General features: G+C 65.8%; 15 protein-coding genes. 10 read left to right on the forward strand and 5 right to left on the reverse strand.

The window, feature by feature from the left end; genetic code table 11:
- Positions 1-7 precede the first annotated feature (7 nt).
- The 5 genes from I6F21_RS20835 to I6F21_RS20855 form a co-directional block, all read right to left on the reverse strand.
- A complete protein-coding gene (locus I6F21_RS20835) occupies positions 8-1,624 on the reverse strand; it encodes an ATP-dependent acyl-CoA ligase (RefSeq protein ID WP_225143084.1) in 1,617 nt (538 codons plus the stop codon).
- Positions 1,625-1,631: 7 nt separating this feature from the next.
- Complete coding sequence (locus I6F21_RS20840) at positions 1,632-2,108, reverse strand: aromatic-ring-hydroxylating dioxygenase subunit beta (protein WP_128262357.1); 477 nt, start codon at positions 2,106-2,108, stop codon at positions 1,632-1,634.
- On the reverse strand, positions 2,105-3,445 hold the full coding sequence (locus tag I6F21_RS20845) for a Rieske 2Fe-2S domain-containing protein (protein ID WP_225143086.1): 1,341 nt from the start codon (positions 3,443-3,445) through the stop codon (positions 2,105-2,107). The genes I6F21_RS20840 and I6F21_RS20845 overlap by 4 nt, the downstream gene beginning before the upstream one ends.
- A 17-nt stretch (positions 3,446-3,462) precedes the next feature.
- A complete protein-coding gene (locus tag I6F21_RS20850; protein WP_225143088.1) occupies positions 3,463-4,413 on the reverse strand; it encodes a PDR/VanB family oxidoreductase in 951 nt (316 codons plus the stop codon).
- A 426-nt stretch (positions 4,414-4,839) separates the two neighbouring features.
- A complete protein-coding gene (locus I6F21_RS20855; RefSeq protein WP_225112747.1) occupies positions 4,840-5,784 on the reverse strand; it encodes a LysR family transcriptional regulator in 945 nt (314 codons plus the stop codon).
- Positions 5,785-6,013: 229 nt separating this feature from the next.
- On the opposite strand from I6F21_RS20855, the gene I6F21_RS20860 reads away from it, so the two are divergent.
- The 10 genes from I6F21_RS20860 to I6F21_RS20905 all read left to right on the forward strand — a co-directional run bounded on the left by I6F21_RS20860 (position 6,014) and on the right by I6F21_RS20905 (position 19,499).
- Positions 6,014-6,949: an MBL fold metallo-hydrolase gene (locus I6F21_RS20860; protein ID WP_225143165.1), complete on the forward strand. Its 936-nt coding sequence runs from the start codon at positions 6,014-6,016 to the stop codon at positions 6,947-6,949.
- A 13-nt stretch (positions 6,950-6,962) separates the two neighbouring features.
- On the forward strand, positions 6,963-7,958 hold the full coding sequence (locus I6F21_RS20865) for an alpha/beta fold hydrolase (protein ID WP_225143089.1): 996 nt from the start codon (positions 6,963-6,965) through the stop codon (positions 7,956-7,958).
- A 196-nt stretch (positions 7,959-8,154) separates the two neighbouring features.
- Positions 8,155-9,405: an ABC transporter substrate-binding protein gene (locus I6F21_RS20870; RefSeq protein WP_225183394.1), complete on the forward strand. Its 1,251-nt coding sequence runs from the start codon at positions 8,155-8,157 to the stop codon at positions 9,403-9,405.
- Between the two features lie 124 nt (positions 9,406-9,529).
- Entirely contained in the window at positions 9,530-10,357 is an 828-nt protein-coding gene (locus tag I6F21_RS20875; RefSeq protein ID WP_225143091.1) for an AraC family transcriptional regulator, read from the forward strand.
- A 286-nt stretch (positions 10,358-10,643) separates the two neighbouring features.
- Positions 10,644-11,654: a branched-chain amino acid ABC transporter permease gene (locus I6F21_RS20880; RefSeq protein ID WP_225143093.1), complete on the forward strand. Its 1,011-nt coding sequence runs from the start codon at positions 10,644-10,646 to the stop codon at positions 11,652-11,654.
- Between the two features lies 1 nt (position 11,655).
- A complete protein-coding gene (locus I6F21_RS20885) occupies positions 11,656-12,738 on the forward strand; it encodes a branched-chain amino acid ABC transporter permease (RefSeq protein ID WP_225143094.1) in 1,083 nt (360 codons plus the stop codon).
- Complete coding sequence (locus tag I6F21_RS20890) at positions 12,731-13,513, forward strand: ABC transporter ATP-binding protein (RefSeq protein WP_225143096.1); 783 nt, start codon at positions 12,731-12,733, stop codon at positions 13,511-13,513. Before I6F21_RS20885 ends, I6F21_RS20890 begins: the two co-directional genes overlap by 8 nt.
- Positions 13,506-15,716, forward strand: a complete 2,211-nt coding sequence (locus I6F21_RS20895) for an ABC transporter permease (protein WP_225143099.1) — start codon at positions 13,506-13,508, stop codon at positions 15,714-15,716. Before I6F21_RS20890 ends, I6F21_RS20895 begins: the two co-directional genes overlap by 8 nt.
- 3 nt (positions 15,717-15,719) lie before the next feature.
- The gene (locus I6F21_RS20900; RefSeq protein ID WP_225131401.1) at positions 15,720-16,553 is read left to right on the forward strand and encodes a phosphoenolpyruvate hydrolase family protein; all 834 of its coding nucleotides are present in this window, start codon (positions 15,720-15,722) and stop codon (positions 16,551-16,553) included.
- Between the two features lie 27 nt (positions 16,554-16,580).
- Entirely contained in the window at positions 16,581-19,499 is a 2,919-nt protein-coding gene (locus tag I6F21_RS20905; protein ID WP_225143101.1) for a flotillin family protein, read from the forward strand.
- Positions 19,500-19,504: the final 5 nt, after the last annotated feature.

Below are 19,504 nucleotides of genomic sequence, written 5' to 3' on the forward strand. Positions count from 1 at the left end.
TTCTTGATCAGACTTGCCGCTTCTTGAGGTCGCGCAGGTCGAAGAACGCGCCCTCGCCCATCAGCTTCCCGACAAAATCCTTCAACCCGCCGCGCTGGATCTTCTCGGTCGCGGTCAGCGGCAGGCTGTCGGCGAAGCAGATCCAGCCCGGCGCCTTGTAATAGGCCATCTGCTCAAGGCTCCAGCGCACGATCTCTTCGGCGAGCGCGCGGTCCGCGCCGGCCTTCTCAGCGACGATGACCGCCGCAACCTCGTCGCCGCGCACCTGATCCGGCGTCGCCGCAACCGCGGCCTGCCGGATCGCGGGATGGCGGTTGAGAACGGATTCGACCTCGACCGCGGCAATGTTCTCGCCGGAGCGACGGATCACGTTCTTCTTGCGATCGACGAAGTGCAGGTCGCCGTCCGCATCGCGCGACACGATATCGCCGGTGTGCAACCAGCCGCCGGCCCACGCCTCGGTGGTGGCAGCCTCGTTCTTGAGATATTCGCGGAAGAAGCCGTAGCGCGGATCGGCGCCGGCGCGCCGCACCAACAGCTCGCCGGGCACATCGACCGGGGCATCATTGCCGCCGTCATCGACGATCCGAACCTCGATCTCGGGGGCCGGGCGGCCAAAACAGCTGGTGCCGACCTTGCGCGGCTCGACATTGGCGGCGATGACGCCGCCGCTGCCGGTCTCGGTCATCGCCCAGGCCTCCAGCAGCGGAAAGCCGAAGCGCTGCTCGAACGTGGCATGCAGCAGCTTGTCGACGCCGGCGCCGAAGCCGAAGCGCACGCTGTGCGCGCGGTCCAGCTCCGACGGCGGCGCGCTCATCAGCATCGAGGGCATCACGCCGAGATAATGCAGGCAGGTGGCACGGCTGTCGCGCACCGAGGCCCACCAGCTGCGCGGGTGGAAGCGATCGAGCATGGTCAGGCAGCCGCCGACCGACAGCATCGCCATCAGAGACACCGCCATCGCGTTCATGTGGAACAGCGGCAGCGGCGTGATCATACGCTCGCCGTCTGGCTTGAGGTCGATCAGCCCGCCGACGTCGCGATACCAGTTTCCGCAATGCAGGAAATAGGTGTTGGTGAGCACGCAGCCCTTGGGCTGGCCCGTCGTCCCCGATGTATAGAGCAGCGCGCATTCGCTCCCCTCGCTAGCTGAGGTCGAGGACCGCGCACCGCCGAAGGGAGCGGGAACGTCGTCCTGATCGTCCACGACAGGGATTGGCCGGCCGGCCTGACGCGCGGCCAGCTCCACCTCCTCGCGCCGTTCGGTGAGGACGAACGCAGCATTCATCTCGGAATGCCCGATGATGTATTCGAGCTCGCTGAGACGGAGGTCCGGATTGATCGGCACCACCGAGACGCCGAGCGCATTGAGCGCGAACCACAGTTCGATGAAGACGGGCCTGTTCTGGAGCAGCAGCCCGACCCGGTGGCCATCGCCGTAGCCGCGGCTCGCAAACGCTACGCGACGGCGCTCGACCCGGTCGAGCATCGCGCGGTAGGAAATCTCGCCCGCCGCGATGCCGTAGATGCCTGCGGTCTCCGGCAGCACGTTGAGGAAACCCGCCTCGCCGCGGCGGAGCGCGGTCTCTTGAAAACGGGCATGGACAGTGGTCGCAGCGGTCAAGGCAGTCTCACATGAAAAGCTGGATGTTGCCGAACGGCGCATCGAAATTGACGAGATCGACGCGCTTGAGCTTGATTTTCAGGGCATCGCCGACCTGCACGAGCTCGTGCGAGGCCCATCCCGAATAGCGCTCCAGCATATCGCCGCGCGTCTCGGTGTAGATGTAGGAGGTCCGGGCCTTGAACATTCCGGCAGCAGGATCGCACGCGACGATCCGCGGTGCCTGGAGCAGATGATGGCAACGGCTCTTCGGCTTCTGGCTGAAGGTGCGCTCGCCGGCGAGCCGCTCGACCCGCACCTTCAGGAGCAGCAGATCCTCGTACATCAGGGACGGCTGCAGCACCGGATCCTGCTGCTGCCATTCCAGCGGCATCCAATAACGCCCTTCGGGGTGAAACAGATCGAGCCAGGCCTGCCACTCCATGGTGTCGAGCAGCTCCGCCTCGCGATAGATGAAGTCCGTGATGGTCTTCTCGCCGATCATTCCGCAGCCTCGATGCGCTTGTCCATGTCCATGGTGATGAATTTCGCCCAGGCGTGAAACTGGTTGCGCATCTGCCGCTCGGACGTGCCGTTGATCACCGCCGTGACGTCCTGCTCTTCATGGCCGTCGTAGAGCCGTCGCAGATTGACCCATCGATTGCCGTTGGACTTCAGTCCTTCCTGCGCCCGCTCGTACATTTCGAGGTCGTCGTGGCCGACGATCGAGGTCGGCGCGTTGATGAAGCGGTTGTACATCAATGCGCGCTCGTAGAGCTTGTCGGGCGCGCCGACCAGGCGATAGACCCAGCTCTCGACCAGCGTCTTGTCGACCGCGATCGGGATGAAATTGCGCAGGATCTGGACAGCGCCCTTCACCATGATGTTCGGGAAGTAGACGGTGTTGTGCCTGACCTCGCCAAGGATCTCATGCGCGCGCTGCTCGCCATAGGCTGCGACCATCTGGTCGAGATAGCCCGGGATATCAGAGTAGTTCGAATGGATGGAGTTGGCGACGCCGGTGTGGCCGTGGCCGTTCGGCCAGATCCGGATGCCGCTCTGCTCGTAGAACTCGTACGGGCTCATGAAGGGACCGTAGAGCTGTACCGCCATCGGTGTTTCCGTGGAATCGCCCTGCTCGCGCTTCCAGACCTTGACCGCGGTGCCGGCCGAGCTCTCATGCGCCACCATCGGATGGCAGGTGTCGGTCTGGTTCTCGACCAGCATCTTCCAATTGCACGTGTGCATGTAGCGGATCGGCGTCGCCTGGACTGCGAGCTCCCCCTCCGGCGATCGGTCGACCATGTTGTCGATGGTCGAAAGACTTTCGCCGAAATAATCCTCGAAGGAGACGCCTGAAACGCTCAGGCGAGCGAAGATAAAATCGCGGTAGATGACGACGTTCCTGACCTTCGACAACCCCTCATTCGCCTGAGTGTCGCCGAAGCCGGTGCCCTCGTAGCCCTTCTTCAGCGGGATCGCGAGCAGCGAGCCGTCGGTCTTGAAAGACCATGCGTGATAAGGGCAGCGGAAGAACTTTCCGGTGTTGCCGCAGGGTTCGGACGCGATCTTCACGCCTTTGTGTGGGCAGCGATTGTAGAACACATGGATGGAGCCGTCGGTATGGCGGCTGGCCATGACCGGCTGCCGGCCGATATTGGCGGTGATGAAATCGCCGGGTTTTGCAAGTTGACTGGCGTGGCCGACATAGACCCAGCTGTTGGGAAACAGATGCTCCATCTCGAGATCGAAGATCTCGGGGTCGACATAGACGTCGCGATGCACCTCGGCCTCGCGCACCAGCGCCGCAATCGCGTGGGCATTCCCGCCGTATCTTTTCATGGCGTCCCTCGTCTCCCCTAGAGATCCAGCACCAGTCGTTCCGACTTCGCGCGTGACACGCAGATCTGCATGACCTTGTTGGACGCCCTCTCCTCGTCGCTGAGGATGACGTCGCGATGATCGGGGAGTCCCGCGATCACGCCGCACTGGCAGATGCCGCAATCGCCGCGCCGGCAGTCGTAGAGCACGTCGAAACCAGCCGCCTCCAGCGCCTCGATGATGGTCTGCCCGGCAGCAACGCCGACAACCTGCCCGGTCGACTTGATCTCGACCTCGAACGGCTGGTCAGGCGATGACGGCTGCTCGGACTTGAAGAGCTCGTAATGAACGCGATCGGTTGACACGCCGGCGGCGGCCGCAGCGGCCTTCACCGCGTCGATCATGCCCGAAGGGCCACAGACATAGACGTGGGCGTTTGCTGCGGCATCGCCGAGCGCCGCGGCAATGTCGAGGCGGGATTCATCGCTGTCGTAGTGGACGGACAGCCCTCCGGCGCAGATCTCCTGCAATTGCGGCAGGAACGCCAGCAATCCTTGCGTGCGCCCGGCATAGTGCAGGCGATATGAGCTTCCCCGCGCCGCCAGTTCCGCCGCCATCGACAGAACGGGCGTGATGCCGATGCCGCCGGCGAACAGCAGCGCCGGCGCTGCTCCCTCGTGCAGGCGAAAATTGTTGACCGGCGCGCTCGCTTTCACGACGTCGCCGACCTTGAGCGCGTGCATGAACTGCGAGCCGCCGCTCGAAGCCTCCTCGCGCAGGACACCAAGCGCCAGCGCATCTTCAGGAAGTCCCGGCAACGCCATCAGCGAGTACGGCCGGTCTCCGCCATTCGGGAGCGCGACGCGGAGATGCGCGCCTGCCTGCCATTGCGGCACGACGCCGTCCTCCACACCAAACACAAGGCTCCGTATGAACGGCGTCTCCGCGACATACGACCTGACCTTGAGCTTGAGCGGATGCACGTCCATTCAGGCATCTCACGGATTATATGAATTTGCATATTTTTAGACATGTAATAATTCGCTGTCAATCGTCAGCGTGGGGGGTAGGTCCGGATGTGCAATCAATGGATTGCCAGCTGGCTTCTCGGGCGATCGCCCGCCGGCAACGTCAGTGGCCAGCCGGGGGCTCGCTACCGGCTTGCCGCCGGTCGTCAGGCCCGGCGCATCATGCGCTCTCCTGCGCTCGGCATCGAGCAAGGATACAAGGGGCGAAAGCCGGCGGTAATGGCGATCCGGTGATACTTCGAGGCACCTGCCCATCTCGGCACGCAGCTCAGGAAGGCGGCAGGCGGCATACCGGACGCAACGAATGCAAGCTGGCCGACTTCATTCCAGAAATCAGAACTTACAACCTGACAGCGCCGCTCCTCCCCACGTGAGGGCACGTCGCGATCAAGCGGCAGCCGCCTGGTATAGGCACTCGCGAAGCCAGGCGTGGCCTTTGTCCTCCTGATTGCGCGGATGCCACAGCGCGACGATGCGAGCGGGCGGCAGATCGAGCGGCGGTGGCGTGAGATCGAGCTCGTGGGCGAAGCGGATCAGGAAGCGCCGCGGAAGGGTGCAGATGCAGTCGCTGTGCGCAAGGATGACCGGCGCCAGCGCATAGGTCTGAATCGAGACGGCGACGCGCCGGGAGCGGCCGAGCACCGCCAGCGCGTCGTCGACCAGGCCCGAGAAACCGCCGCCATCGGCGGAGATCAGCAGATGGTCGAGCGCGCAAAAGCTGTCGAGATCGAGCGGACCGATGCCGCGGGGATGACCCTTGCGCTGTGCGGACAGGAAGCCGTCTTCGAACAGCGGCCGCTGCATCAGCTCGCCATGTGCGCGGTCGGCGCCCGTCACCAGGATGTCGATCTCTCCCCTTTCGAGCTGATCCACGACATCGCGCGCGGGGTGAACGAGGGCGAGCCGCGCCCGCCCAGCCATCGCGGTCAAGCGCGCGACCAGGCCGGGCGCCAGCGTCACGGCCGGATTCTCGTGGATGGCAACGACGAAGGTACGCTGGCTCTTGGCGGGGTCGAACTCAGCCGGCCCCTCCACCATGCGACGAAGCTTGCCGAGCACGTCCGCAAGCGCCGTCTGCAGCTCCACCGCCCTCGTCGTCGGCACGACGCCGCGCCCGCTCGCCGCGGGCACGAACAGCGGATCGGCAAAGATCTGCCGCAACCGGTTCAGCCGCGCCGAGAGCGCAGGCTGCCCGATATTGAGCCGGGAGGCCGCGCGCGTCACGTTCCGCTCGCGCAGGAGAGCCTCCAGAGCCAGCAACAGACCGAGGTCGATCTCGGCGAGATCGTTATCATCGGCCGGCCGACCCCGGCCGTGTTCCGCATCCTGCATCGGTGGCACCTCCGTCTGGGGCATGTCGCGACCGCGACGAGCCGCGATACGAGGGTTAGGGCCAAAACGGCGGCGTGAAAAGCTGGGCCAGCGTCCTTTCCGATATCGACAATGTCGATGGGACCTATCGAGCCCGCGACTCTCCCCAAGGCCTGGCGCGCTTCGTACCTCACCGTCACCGCGGCCCGGGCAACCAGCCCTACGCCGCGGTCCAGTGGAGGACATCTTGATGATTCACGCGGCCAAGACCTATCAGGTCGGCGAAGCATCCGTCACGCGGATCGACGAGCTGCGGCTTGCCGCATTCAAGTTCGACGCGCTCTATCCGGGAGGCGAGCCAGAGGCGCTGGAGCGCAATCGCGACGAGTTGGAAGCGGGCTCGTTCGATGCTGCGACCGGCACCTTCATCCAGAGCATTCACAGCTGGCTGGTCAGGACACCGCACCACACGATCCTGATCGACACGGCCACCGGCAACGACAAGAACCGGCCGGAGATTCCGCCGCTTCACCGGCTCAACGAACCGTTCCTGGCACGGCTGGCCGCAGCGGGCGTCACGCCGGAGCAGGTCGACTACGTGCTGCTCACCCACGTGCACGCCGATCACGTCGGCTGGAACACCCGTCTCGTCGAGGGACGCTGGGTCCCGACCTTCCCGAATGCGACCTACGTCTTCTCCGCGATCGAGCAGGCCTATGGCGAGAGCCTCGCGACGGGCACAGAGCCGACCGGAGCGGCCCGCCCGGCCCCGGCCCTCGGCCCCGCGCTGCGCAAGCCGGCCGACCGTGTCTATGACGACAGCGTCCGGCCGGTGATCGAGGCCGGACTTGCCAGGCTCATCGCTGTGGACGGGAGCGAGGCCATCGAGGGCATCTCGTTCGTCCCGACGCCCGGCCACAGCGTCGATCACGCCTCCATCCGCCTCGTCTCACGCGGCGAAGAGGCGCTGTTCGCCGGAGACGTGATGCACCACCCGCTCCAGGTGTATGAGCCTTCGCTCAATTCCTGCTTCTGCGAATTCCCGGAAGCCGCGTTGCGCTCGCGCGCCTTCGTGCTGGAGGACGCTGCCGAGCGGGGCTCAATCATCTTCACCACCCATTTCGCACAGTCATCGGTCGGCCGCGTCAGCCGCACCGGAGGACGCTTCACCTGGCAATTCGTCTGAACGGAGAACGATCATGAATCAGCACGCCAGCGCGCGCGTCGACAGGCCCAAGATCGTAGTCGAGGATCTCATGATCCCGAGCGACACGGCCGGAATTTCGCTTCACCTGCGCAACAAGCGTCCCGCGGCGCTCGAGACCTTCTCCGCCGAGCGAACCATCCTGATGATGCACGGCGCGACCTATTCATCGGGAAGCCTTTTCGATACGCCGCTCGGCGGCCTCTCGTTCATGGATCATCTCGCCGGCCATGGCTACGACGTCTTCGCGCTCGACGTGCGCGGCTATGGCCAGTCGACCCGCCCGTCCGAGATGGACGCGCCGCCGGAGCAGTCCGAACCGCTCGTGCGCACCGAGGCCGGCGTGCGCGACCTCGCCAGCGCCGTCGCGCACATCCTGAAGCAGCGCAGGATCGCTCGCCTCAATCTGGTTGCAATGTCCTGGGGCGGCTCGGTGGCCGGCGCTTACACCGCAGGCAACAACGACAAGGTCGTCAAGCTCGCGCTGGTCGCGCCGCTTTGGGTGCTGCAGGGCCCAGCTCCGATCGATGCTGGCGGGCGCCTCGGCGGCTATCGCAACGTTCCGGTGCTGGACTTCAGGGAGCGCTGGCTTTCGGCTGCGCCGGAAGCGGCACGATCGAGCTTGATCCCGGCGGGCGGCTTCGAGCTCTGGGCCAACATCTCGCTCGCCACGGACCCGCTAGGCAGCGCGCAAACGCCTGCCATCATGCGTGCCGTCAACGGCCCGATCCTGGACATCCGCGAATACTGGGCCGCTGGCAAGAGGCTCTATGACGCCGCCGACATTCGCGTGCCCGTGCTCCTGGTCCACGCGGAATGGGACCAGGACGTTCCTATCGCCTCGGCGCAGAACTTCTTCCTTTCGCTGACGCATGCGCCCTACCGGCGATGGGTCGAGATTGGCGAAGGCACGCACATGGTTCTGCTGGAGAAGAACCGTCTGCAGGCGTTCGATGCGATCAACCAGTTTCTCGGCGAAGATTACAGCTAGCGCGGCGTCCTGCTGCACCGCGAAAATCACTCGCGCCGCAACATTCAAAAATGAGACTACCGGTCAAGCCGAACGAGGCCGCGATGGGTGCAGCGCATCCGACTTCGGTTAGCTTTCCTCCAAAGCCGCGGGCTTCGAGAGCCACGGGCATCATACGGTTCGTCGCGGCAACAAGCGATGACACAGGGAGGAGCACATGTCGAAATGCAGCATCGGACTGCTCGCGTTGAGCAGCCTGTTTCTTTCGGGCGCGGCGATCGCCCAGGAAAAGATCAAGGTGGGCGTGACCGCAACGCTCGAGGGCACCTACACGGTGCTCGGCGAGGACGGCATGCGCGGCCACCAGACCGCGCTCAACGTGCTCGGCAAGAAGGTCGGCGACAAGGAACTCGAATTCATCGTGGCTTCGACCGATGCAACGCCGGACTCCGCCGTGCGCGCCGTGCGCAAGCTGATCGAGCAGGACAAGGTACAGATCCTGCTGTCGCCGCTCTCCGGCGACGAAGGCATCGCGGTCAAGAATTTTGCCAAGAGCCATCCCGGGCTGACGTTCATCAATGCCGCATCCGGTGCGCAGGAAACGACCTATGTCGACCCGGCACCGAACTTCTTCCGCTACAACATGGACGGCGCGCAGTGGCAGATCGGCCTCGGCAAATACGCCTATGAAGAGAAGAAGTATCGCAAGATCGCGACCGTCGGCGAGGACTATTCCTTCATCTATACCCAGGTGTTCGGGCTGGTGCTCGAGTTCTGCGGCATGGGCGGACAGGTCACCAACCGGCAATGGGTGCCGCTGGGAACGAAGGACTTCGCCTCCGTCATCGCTGCCCTGCCCGACGACGTCGATGCCATCTATCTCGGGCTTGGCGGCGCCGACGCCGTCAACTTCCTCAACCAGTATCAGCAGGCCGGCGGCAAGGCGCATCTGATGGGCGGTTCCATCATGATCGACCAGACGATCCTGTCGTCGAAGGGCAACGCCAAGAACGCGCTGATCGGAACCATCGCGGCGAGCGGACAGGCCGACACCTGGGAGGATCCGGGCTGGCAGAAATTCGTGAAGGCCTATCAAGACGCCTTCCCGCCCAACAAGCGCTTCCCAAGCCCGTCGCTGCTCGCCACCAACTACTATAATTCAACCATGGCGCTGATCCTCGCACTGCGTCAGGTCAACGGCGATCTCTCCAACAACCAGGCCAAGTACAAGGAAGCACTGGCGAAGATCGAGCTCGACGCACCGAACGGCAAGATCAAGCTCGACTCCAACCGCCAGGCGATCGGCACCAACTTCGTCACCGAAGTCGTCGACGACGGCAAGGGCGCGCTGTTCAGCAAGGTCGTGAAGGTGATCCCGAACGTGAACCAGACGCTCGGCTACGACCCGGCCGTGTTCTCCAAGATCGGGCTGCCGAGCCGCACCGTGCCGGAATGTAAGAGGTACTGACGCATCACGTCAGGCAGACGCAACCGGGGAGCGACTCGCTGACGCGGTCGCTCTCCGCTCTTGCAATCTCGGCGGTGTTGTTGAAGGCTGGCCGAAAAGACAAGAACATTCGGGAGGGGAAGGCATGAGCCGTGCGCTCGCCGTCTTCCATGGCCGCTTCGGCCGGGCGACGGTTTATCAGTTGAACCGGCCTTTCAATATCCACGCCCATCGCGAAGGTCATCTGATCTTCCATGTCGGCGGCATGTCGGCATGCATCGATGTCTCCGACGGGCATTACGATCTCACCGAGACGTCGGTCGTCGCCGTCAATCCCTGGGAACCGCACAACTTCCTGCCGACCGATCTCGACGGCGGCGCGATCTTCTTCGTGCTCTACGTCAACGCCGAATGGTTTGCGCCGGATGCCTCCGGCTCCGACCGGTTGCGCTTCGGCCGCACCCAGTTCAAGCGCACGCCAGCACTCGACAAGCACATCAGGCGGACCGCCGCGCTCGTGTGCGGCGCACCATCGCTCTCCAGTCTCGATTCCGAGCTGAGGCGGCTGATCGACATCTGCTACGACGAAAGCTGGCAGCAGGCCGAGATCGCGCGCGATGCGCGCGCAGGCGGCGCCGTCACCGACTTTCGCGTGCGCAAGTGCATCAAGATGATGTCGGAGAGCCCCGGCGCTGAAATCGAGCTCGACGCCATCGCGCGCGAGTCCGGCCTGTCGCGACCGCATTTCTACCGGCTGTTCCGCGTGCAGACCGGCGTCACCCCGAACCTCTATCTCAACACGCTGATCATGGAACAGGCGCTCGAAGCGCTGGTGGCGAGCGAGGTACCGATCGCCGACATCGGCTTCGATCTCGGCTTCTCCTCGCAGAGCGGTTTCACGCGCTTTTTTGCCGCCAATGTCGGGATGGCCCCGACCGATTATCGTCGCGCCGCCAAGGTTTTGCGCGCCTGAGCGCAGGCCACGAAAAGATACTCACGATCAAATGTCGCCCTCGCCGCTTGGCTAGGATGCCGGCAACGCGATCCCGGAAAAGAGGATCGCGCGTGACGGGAGGACGTTCGCTCATGGCAGGGCCAGCAGCCGGCAACGGCTTGCATGCCCCCTCGCCCCGCTTGCGGGGAGAGGGTCTGGGTGAGGAGGAGTCTCCGCAAGTGCGGCGGCAGTTTGGCTTGCGGAGAGTCCCCCTCACCCGGCGCTACGCGTCGACCTCTCCCCGCAAGCGGGGCGAGGTGAAGCCATGAACCGCTTCGTCGAACGCCATCCGGCCTGGGCGCTGATTACGATCATCGCGATTGCGGTCGCGCTCTGGCTGATCTTCGCAGTCTGGCCGCCGGGGCTGGAAGAGGCGATCGGCCGGAAGCGCGTCTTCCTCAACGCGGTCTTCAACGGCATCACGCTCGGTGGTCTCTACTTCCTGGTCGCCAGCGGCTTCACGCTGATCTTCGGCCTGATGCGCAACGTCAACCTCGCGCACGGCTCGCTCTACCTGTTCGGCGGCTATATCGGTTATGCCATCAGCACATCGTCCGGCTCGTGGATCCTCGGCTTCATCGTCGCCTTCGTCCTGACCGCTGTCGTCGGCGTGCTGCTGCAGGTGATCGTGTTCCGCCGGATGGAGGGCCAGGATCTCAGGCAGACCATGGTGACGATCGGGCTGTCCATCGTGTTTGCCGATCTCATGCTATGGGCCTGCGGCGGCGACTTCTACCAGATCCAGACCCCGAAATGGCTGATCGGTCCCATCGAGCTGCCGCTGGTGACCGCGATCAAATCCTCGGGCGAGCCGGTCTATCTCAGATATCCGCTCGTCAGGCTCGTGATCTTCGTGGCCTCCGTGGTCATCGGCGTCGCGATGTGGCTCGCGCTCAACCGCACCCGGATCGGGATGATCATCCGCGCCGGCGTCGACGATCGCGACATTCTCGCCGCGACCGGCGTGCGCATCCAGCTCGTCTTCGTCGGCGTGTTCGCCTTCGGCGCGGGGCTTGCCGGCATCGCTGGCGTCGTCGGCGGCACCTTCCAGTCATTGTCGCCCGGCGAAGACATCCGTTTCCTGCTGGCGTCCCTCGTCGTCGTGATCGTGGGCGGCATGGGCTCGATTCCGGGCGCCGCGCTCGGCGCGCTGATCATCGGCCTCGCCGAGCAGCTCGGCTCGGTCTACATCCCGACCTACGCCATCGTCGTGACCTTCCTGATCATGGTGCTGGTGCTGGCGATCCGGCCGCAAGGCCTGTTGGCGAGGCGCTGAGATGTCGCTCGCCCACGATGCCCCAGTTGCCGTAGGCCGCGCCACCAAGGCGCAGCCCCCCGCCCGGACATGGCCGGAGATCAACAACCCCGTTGCCTGGGCCGTCGCGGCCATTCTCCTGATCATGCCGCTGATCGCGAGCAGCTTTTTTCTGATCGAGATATTCGCGAGCACGCTGATCCTCGGCACCGTGGCGCTGAGCCTGATGTTTCTTGCCGGCTATGGCGGCATGGTCAGCCTGATGCAGCTCACCATCGCGGGCTTCTCGGCCTACATGGTCGCGGTGTTCGGCGTCAGCGGCAACCCCAATATCAGCCTGGGCTGGCCGTGGTGGCTCGCGGTGCCGATGGCGCTCGCGCTGGCGACCGCCTTCGGCACGCTCGGCGGCGCGCTCGCGGTGCGCACCGAAGGCATCTACACCATCATGATCACGCTCGCGATCGGAGCGGCCTTCTACTATTTCACCAACCAGAACTGGGCGATCTTCAACGGTCATACCGGCATCAACACCGTGGCCACGCCACACTTCTGGGGCGTGAACTGGCGCGCCGACATTCCCTTCTATTACATCGTGCTGGCGGTCGCCGCGCTCTGCTATTTCGCGGTCGAATACCTCTCGCGCGCGCCGTTCGGCCTGGCGCTCCAGGGTGTGCGCGACAATCCGCGGCGCATGGCGGCGCTCGGCTTCAACGTCAATGCGCACCGCGTCGCGGCCTATGCTTTCGCGTCTTTCGTCGCCGCGCTGGCCGGCGTGCTCCAGGTCTGGAACTATCGCCAGATCTCGCCGGGTTCGGTCAGCGTCGGCGCCTGCATCGACGTGCTGATCATCGCCGTCGTCGGCGGCATCACGCGCCCGATCGGGCCCTTCATCGGCGCGCTGATCTTCGTGCTGCTGCGCACCTTCGCGCTCGACTTCCTGGTCCGACTCGGACTCGACGGCAACCGCTTCCGCCTGCTGATCGGGCTCGGCTTCCTCGCCATCGTGTTCTGGTCCTCGGACGGCGTCATCGGCCTCTGGCAGCGCTGGCGTCAGCATCAACGGCGCGAGGCGAGCCGCTCCGGTGGAGGGCGCGGCCATGGATAGCGTCGCCCAACGCCTCTCCGCCGTCGGTGCCGGCGCCGCGCTGGAGCTGCGCGGCGTGACGCGGCTGTTCGGCGCGCTCGCAGCGCTGACCGACGTCACCATCACCGTGCGACCGGGCGAGCGGCGCGCCGTACTCGGCTCCAACGGTGCCGGCAAGACCACGTTGTTCAACTGCATCACGGGCGACTTCCCGCCCTCCTCCGGCACCATCCGCTTCTTCGGCGAGGACGTGACGCATTTCCCGCCCTATGAGCGTATCCGCCGCGGGTTGCGCCGCACCTACCAGATTTCGGCGCTGTTCCCCGGCCTCACCGTGCAGGACAACGTCTATCTCGCCTGCCGCGGCGTCTCGCGCGGACGCTTCTCGTTTCTGCGTCCGGGACAGAATGATGCATTGATGCATGCGGCCGACAACCTGATCCAGGCCGTGCATCTGTCCGCCGTGAAGGACCAGCGCGTGGGCGAGCTCGCGCACGGCCAGCAGCGCCAGCTCGAGATCGCGCTCGCGCTCGCCGGTGCGCCGCGCTTCGTGCTGTTCGACGAGCCGGCCGCGGGTCTGTCGCCGACGGAACGGGCCGAGCTGATCGAGATCCTGACCTCCCTGCCCGCGCATATCGGCTACATCATCATAGAGCACGACATGGACGTTGCGCTGCGCGTCGTCGAGAGCGTCACGATGATGCACAACGGCCGCGTCTTCAAGGAAGGCCTGCCGGAAGAGATCCAGTCCGACCCTGAAGTGCAGGAGCTCTATCTCGGAGGCGGCCATGAATGAGATCCGCCGCAGCAATCCGGCGCTCGAGGTTCGCGGCCTCGACGTCTATTACGGCCACTCGCATGCGCTGCAAGGCGTCGATCTCACGTTGGAGAGCGGCGTGTTCTCAGTCGTCGGCCGCAACGGCATGGGCAAGACCACGCTGTGCAAGGCGATCATGGGGCTCGTCGGCGTGAGCGGCGGCTCGATCCGCGTGCGCGGCGAGAATGTCACGCGGCGGCCGCCGGCCCAGATCGCCCGGCTCGGCGTCGGCTACGTGCCGCAAGGACGCCGCCTCTGGCGCTCGCTCAGCGTCGACGAGCATCTGCAGCTCGCCGGCGGTCTGCGTTCGGGCGTCTGGACCGTCGAGCGCATCTACGACACATTCCCGCGCCTCGCCGAGCGCAAGGGCCACGGCGGCGGCCAGCTCTCCGGCGGCGAGCAGCAGATGCTGGCGATCTCGCGCGCGCTGCTCACCAATCCGCATTTGCTCATCATGGACGAGCCGACCGAAGGCCTCGCTCCCGTCATCGTCGCGCAGGTCGAGGAGATGCTGCTGCGGCTGGGCGAAGACGGCGACATGTCCGTGCTCGTGATCGAGCAGAACATCGGCGTCGCCACCGCGATCTCGCGCAACGTCGCGATCATGGTCAACGGCCGCATCAACCGCATCATCGACTCCGCGCGCCTTGCCGCCGATCGCGAGCTGCAGCAGCGCCTGCTCGGCGTCGGGCTTCATGCGGAGCTCGAACCGGATATCGAAATCGCCGCATCCGGCGCTGAAACGAAGCCGGCGCCGGCGCCACGGCGCGACGGGCCTGTACGCATCTACATCTCCAATCCGACGCTGCCGACGCGATGGTCGCAACCGGTGCCGATCGCCCGCATCGAGGCCGCGGCGCGGACGCTCTCGACGCAGGTCGCCCGGCTCGACGAGACGGCGCGGCGCAAGCACGAACCGGTGCCGGCGCAGGCTTCGGGCCCGCCGGTGGTGCTGGTCGTCGGCACGCTCGATACCAAGGGCCAGGAGCTGCGCTACATCCGCGACATCATAGCCGAAAGCGGCCTGCGCACGCGGTTGGTCGACGTCTCGACCAGCGGCAAGCATTCCTCCTGCGATGTCTCCGCGCAGGAGATCGCCCTGAACCACGGCCGCGGCGGCTCCGCCGTGTTCGGCACCGACCGTGGTGCCGCCGTCACCGCGATGGCCGATGCGTTCGCGAATTGGCTGCGGCGCCAGGGCAATGTCGCCGGCGTGATCTCCGCCGGAGGCTCGGGCGCGGCCTCGCTGGTCGCCCCGGGCATGCGCGCGCTCCCAGTGGGCGTGCCCAAGCTGATCATTTCCTCCGTCGCCTCCGGCGATGTCGGGCCCTATGTCGGCCCGGCAGACATCACCATGATGTACTCCGTCACCGACGTGCAGGGGCTGAACTCGATCTCGCGCGCGGTGCTCGCCAACGGGGCCAATGCGCTCGCCGGCATGGTCAAGGCGCGGCTCGACACGCGTGCCGCAACGGCGCGCGAAGCCCGCGGGCTGCCCGCAATCGGCATCACCATGTTCGGCGTTACCACGCCGGCCGTGCAGAAGATCGCGGCCGAGCTGCGCGATGATTTCGAATGCCTGGTCTTTCACGCCACCGGCATCGGCGGCCGGTCCATGGAGAAGCTCGTCGAATCCGGTCAGCTCGCCGGCGTCATCGACCTCACCACGACCGAGATCTGTGACCTCATGATGGGCGGCGTATTTCCCGCCGCCGAGGACCGCTTTGGCGCGATCATCCGCAGCCGCCTGCCCTATGTCGGCTCGGTCGGCGCACTCGACATGGTCAATTTCGGCGCGCCTGACACCATTCCCGAACGCTATCGCGGCCGCAAATTCCACGTCCACAATCCACAGGTGACGTTGATGCGGACGACGGCGGAAGAGAACGAGCGCATGGGCCGCTGGATCGGCGAGCGGCTCAACCAGATGGATGGCCCGGTGCGTTTCTTCCTGCCCGAGGGCGGCGTCTCGGCCCTCGACGCGCGAGGTCAGCCGTTCTGGGATCCGGATGCCGACGCCGCGCTGTTCCGCACATTGGAGCGGACCGTGCGGCAGACCGGCAACCGCCAGCTCATTCGCATCCCCAAGAACATCAACGATCCCGATTTCGCCGCCGCCATCGTCAGTGCGTTCCGAAACCTGTTCGGGCGGACCGGTGTGCGGCGGAGACTCGCGAGGTGACCGATGGCCAGGTTTGAACGCGCGGCGCTGCTGAAAAAGTTTCGCGACATGGCAAGGCGCGGCGAGCCGATCGTCGGCGGCGGCGCCGGCACCGGGCTCTCAGCCAAATGCGAGGAAGCCGGCGGCGTCGACCTCATCGTCATCTACAATTCCGGCCGCTATCGCATGGCCGGGCGCGGCTCGCTCGCGGGCCTGATGGCGTATGGCGATGCCAACGCCATCGTGCTGGAAATGGCGAACGAAGTGCTCCCCGTGGTCGGCCAGACCCCGGTGCTGGCGGGCGTCAACGGCACCGATCCCTTCCGCGACATGGACGTCTTTCTCGACCAGCTGAAGGCGCTCGGGTTTGCCGGCGTCCAGAACTTTCCGACCGTCGGCCTGATCGACGGTACCTTCCGCGCCAATCTCGAAGAGACCGGCATGTCCTACGCGCTCGAGATCGACATGATCGCCAAGGCACACGACAAGGACATGCTGACCACGCCCTACGTGTTCAGCGAGAAGGAAGCGGCGGCGATGGCGATCGCCGGCGCTGACATCATCGTCTGCCACATGGGCCTGACGACCGGCGGCACGATCGGTGCGCAAACCGCCTTGAGGCTCAAGGACTGCCCGGCGCGGATCGACACCTGGGCCAGCGCCGCGCTCAGCGTCAATCCGGACATCCTGGTGCTGGCGCATGGCGGCCCGATCGCCGATCCCGCGGACGCCGATTTCATCATGAAGAACACCCGTCATTGCCACGGCTTCTACGGGGCGTCCTCGATGGAGCGGCTGCCGGTGGAGCGGGCGCTGACGGAACAGGTGCGGCAATTCAAGGCGATCGGCGCGCGATAAGGCCTGATTGGTTCGAGGGAGGGAAAGATGTCAGGGATGTTGGTCGGTGAATTGATCCTCTGGCTGATCGTCGCGATCATCGTAATCGTGGTTGGCGTCTATATCGTGAACTGGCTGTACCACCGCTCCTCCAAGGAGACCTCGTTCGTCCGCACCGGCTTCCTCGGCGAACGCGTGGTGATCAATGGCGGCGCCTTCGTGCTGCCGTTCATCCACGACTACACCCCCGTCAACATGAACGTGCTGCCGATGGGCATCGTGCGTTCGAAGCAGGATGCCGTGATCACCCGCGACCGCATGCGCGTCGACATCGAGGCCGACTTCTATGTCCGCGTGCAGCCGACCCGGGAGGCCGTCTCGATTGCCGCTGCGACACTCGGCCGCCGCACCCTGGAACCCGGGCAGCTCCACGCGCTTCTCGCCGGCAAGTTCATCTCCGCGATCCGCTCGGTCGCTTCCGAGATGACCATGGAGGAGATGCACGAGCGTCGCGGCGACTACGTCGCGCGGGTCAAGACCGAAGCGGCGGAAGCTCTCGCCCAAAACGGCCTCGAGCTGGAATCGGTTGCGATCACCGATCTCGACCAGACCGATCTCGAGTTCTTCAACCCTTCGAACCGCTTCGACGCCGAAGGCCTGACGCGGTTGATGGAGGACATCGAGGCCAGGCGGAAGCTGCGCAACGACATCGAGCAGGATTCGATGATCAAGATCCGCTCCCGCAACCTGGAAGCCGAGCGGCAGGCGCTGGAGATCGAGCGCGAGAGCGAGACCGCACGCCTGGAGCAGGAACGCGACATCGAGATGCGCCGCGCGCTTCAGCGCACCGAAGTCGCCCGCGAGCGGGCCCTGCGCGAGACCGAGGCCGAACAAGCACAGATTTCCGCCCGCGAAGCCATCGAGCGCGCCCGCATCGCCAATGAGCAAGCGATCGCCGAGGCCCGCATCGCCTCCGAGCGCGAGACCCGCCAGAAGGAGATCGAACGGACCCGCACGATCGAGGAGAAGGAGCTGCTGGCGCGCGAGGAGATCGAGAAGACAAGGATCGCCAACCAGCGCTCGATCGATACCACACGCATCGCTTCGGAACGCGAAGTCCGCCAGCGCGAGATCGAGCGGATGCGCACAGTCGAGGAAGCCGAGATCGCCGCGCGCGAGGCAATCGAGAAAGCCCGCATCCAGCAGGACCGCGTCGTCACCGACGCCCGCATCGCCAACGAGGAAGAGACGCGGCGCCGCGAGATCGAGCGGACGCGCGCGGTCGACGAGGCCGAGATTGCCGCACGCGAGGCCACCGAAAAGGCGCGCATCGCCCAGACGCTGATCGTCAATGTCGAGCGTATCTCCTCGGACGAGCGCACCCGCGCGCTGGAAATCCAGCAGGTGCGGACCATCCAGGAGGCCGAGATCGAAGCGCAGCGCGCGGTCGAGGCCGCCCGCATCGCCCGAGAGCGGACGCTCGCCGCCGAGCGCATCGCCGCCGAGCAGAGCACGCGGCAGCTGGAGATCGAGCGCAACCAGGCGCTCGATGTCGCCGGCATTGCGGCGCGCGAGACCACGGAAGCCTCGCGCATCGCCCAGGAGGAGCGCGTGCGCTCCCTGGAGATCGCCCGCAACCGCGCCGTCGAGGAAGCTGACATCGCCTCGCGCGAGGCGATCGAGGCGGCCCGCATCGCCCAGGAAAAGGCGGTTGCGGCCGAGCGCATCCAGGCCGAACGGGAGACGCGCGCGCTCGAAATCGAGCGGACCGGCGTCCTCGAGGCGGCCGAGCTGAAGCGGCGCGACGCCATCGAGCGGCAGCGCATCACGGTCGACCTGGCGCTCGAGGCCGAGCGCATCAATTCCTCCAAGAAGCGCGAAGTGCTCAACATCGAGCAGAAGAAGGCGATCGAGATCGCGGACGAGGACCGCGTCATCGCGCTGTCGACCAAGAAGTCCGAGCGGATCGACGCCGACCGCCAGGTCCGGCAGGCCGAGATCGTGGCGCGCAAGGAGGTCGAGACCACCGACGTTTCGCGCGAGCAGGCGCTGGAGGCCGCCCGCATCGAGCGGCGCCGCGCCATCGAGCAGCTCGAGGTCGCCCGCGTCCAGTCGCTCCAGGAGGCCGAGATTGCTGCGCGCGAGGAAGTCGAGCGTGCCCGCATCGCCTCCGACCGCGGCCTCGACGAGGCCCGCATCGGCCGCGAGCGCGAGCTGCGCAAGCTCGAGGTCAATCGTGAGAAGGACGTCGAGACGGTGCTGATGGAGAAGGCCATCGCCATCCATCAGAAGTCGCTGGAGGAGTCGGCCGCGCGCGCAGCCGCCGAGGAGGCGCGGATCCGGGCGACCGAAGCCGCCGAGCGCGTCGTCACCGCCCGCGAGAGCGAGATCGCCAAACGGCGCAAGACCGTCGAGGTTCTGCTGGCGGAGAAGCAGGCCGAAGAGACCCGCATCGCCGCCGAAGCCGAGCGCGTGCGCGCCGCGGTCGAAGCCGAAGCGCAACGCATGCTGAACGAAGCCGAGAACGTGCTGACCGACCAGGCACGCTACTCGCTGTTCCGCAGAAAGCTGCTCGACCGCATCGAGGGCATCGTGCGCGAGAGCGTCAAGCCGATGGAGAAGATCGAAGGCATCCGCATCCTCCAGGTCGACGGCCTCAACGGCAACGGCCACGGCAACGGCAATGGCGGCCGCAGCGCCACCGACGAGGTGATCGACTCGGCGCTGCGCTACCGCGTCCAGGCGCCGCTGATCGACTCCATCCTGTCCGACATCGGCGTCGAAGGCGGCAGCCTGGCCAAGATGCCGGGACTGATCCGCGAGGCCCGTGACATGCAGGGCATCAAGGAGGCCGCGCGCAAGGGCGGCGGCGGAGGTGGTGGCGGTGGTGACAAGCCGGCCGCCGCTCCGCCTGCGACTGAGGGCGGCGAGCCGCCCGCCGAGCGCGGGCCACGGAAGAAGAGCTGAGGTCT

Origin of the sequence: Bradyrhizobium sp. NBAIM03 (genome assembly GCF_020194055.1) — a bacterium.
GTDB classification, from domain to species: domain Bacteria; phylum Pseudomonadota; class Alphaproteobacteria; order Rhizobiales; family Xanthobacteraceae; genus Bradyrhizobium; species Bradyrhizobium yuanmingense.

Bases quoted from the DNA above. Each gene is read 5' to 3' on its own strand.
- I6F21_RS20875 (WP_225143091.1), top strand. From the start codon at position 9,530: ATGAGCCGTGCGCTCGCCGTCTTCCATGGCCGCTTCGGCCGGGCGACG.
- I6F21_RS20895 (WP_225143099.1), top strand. From the start codon at position 13,506: ATGAATGAGATCCGCCGCAGCAATCCGGCGCTCGAGGTTCGCGGCCTC.
- I6F21_RS20880 (WP_225143093.1), top strand. From the start codon at position 10,644: ATGAACCGCTTCGTCGAACGCCATCCGGCCTGGGCGCTGATTACGATC.
- I6F21_RS20850 (WP_225143088.1), bottom strand. From the start codon at position 4,413: ATGGACGTGCATCCGCTCAAGCTCAAGGTCAGGTCGTATGTCGCGGAG.
- I6F21_RS20870 (WP_225183394.1), top strand. From the start codon at position 8,155: ATGTCGAAATGCAGCATCGGACTGCTCGCGTTGAGCAGCCTGTTTCTT.
- I6F21_RS20905 (WP_225143101.1), top strand. From the start codon at position 16,581: ATGTCAGGGATGTTGGTCGGTGAATTGATCCTCTGGCTGATCGTCGCG.
- I6F21_RS20900 (WP_225131401.1), top strand. From the start codon at position 15,720: ATGGCCAGGTTTGAACGCGCGGCGCTGCTGAAAAAGTTTCGCGACATG.
- I6F21_RS20855 (WP_225112747.1), bottom strand. From the start codon at position 5,784: ATGCAGGATGCGGAACACGGCCGGGGTCGGCCGGCCGATGATAACGAT.
- I6F21_RS20845 (WP_225143086.1), bottom strand. From the start codon at position 3,445: ATGAAAAGATACGGCGGGAATGCCCACGCGATTGCGGCGCTGGTGCGC.
- I6F21_RS20885 (WP_225143094.1), top strand. From the start codon at position 11,656: ATGTCGCTCGCCCACGATGCCCCAGTTGCCGTAGGCCGCGCCACCAAG.
- I6F21_RS20860 (WP_225143165.1), top strand. From the start codon at position 6,014: ATGATTCACGCGGCCAAGACCTATCAGGTCGGCGAAGCATCCGTCACG.
- I6F21_RS20890 (WP_225143096.1), top strand. From the start codon at position 12,731: ATGGATAGCGTCGCCCAACGCCTCTCCGCCGTCGGTGCCGGCGCCGCG.
- I6F21_RS20865 (WP_225143089.1), top strand. From the start codon at position 6,963: ATGAATCAGCACGCCAGCGCGCGCGTCGACAGGCCCAAGATCGTAGTC.
- I6F21_RS20840 (WP_128262357.1), bottom strand. From the start codon at position 2,108: ATGATCGGCGAGAAGACCATCACGGACTTCATCTATCGCGAGGCGGAG.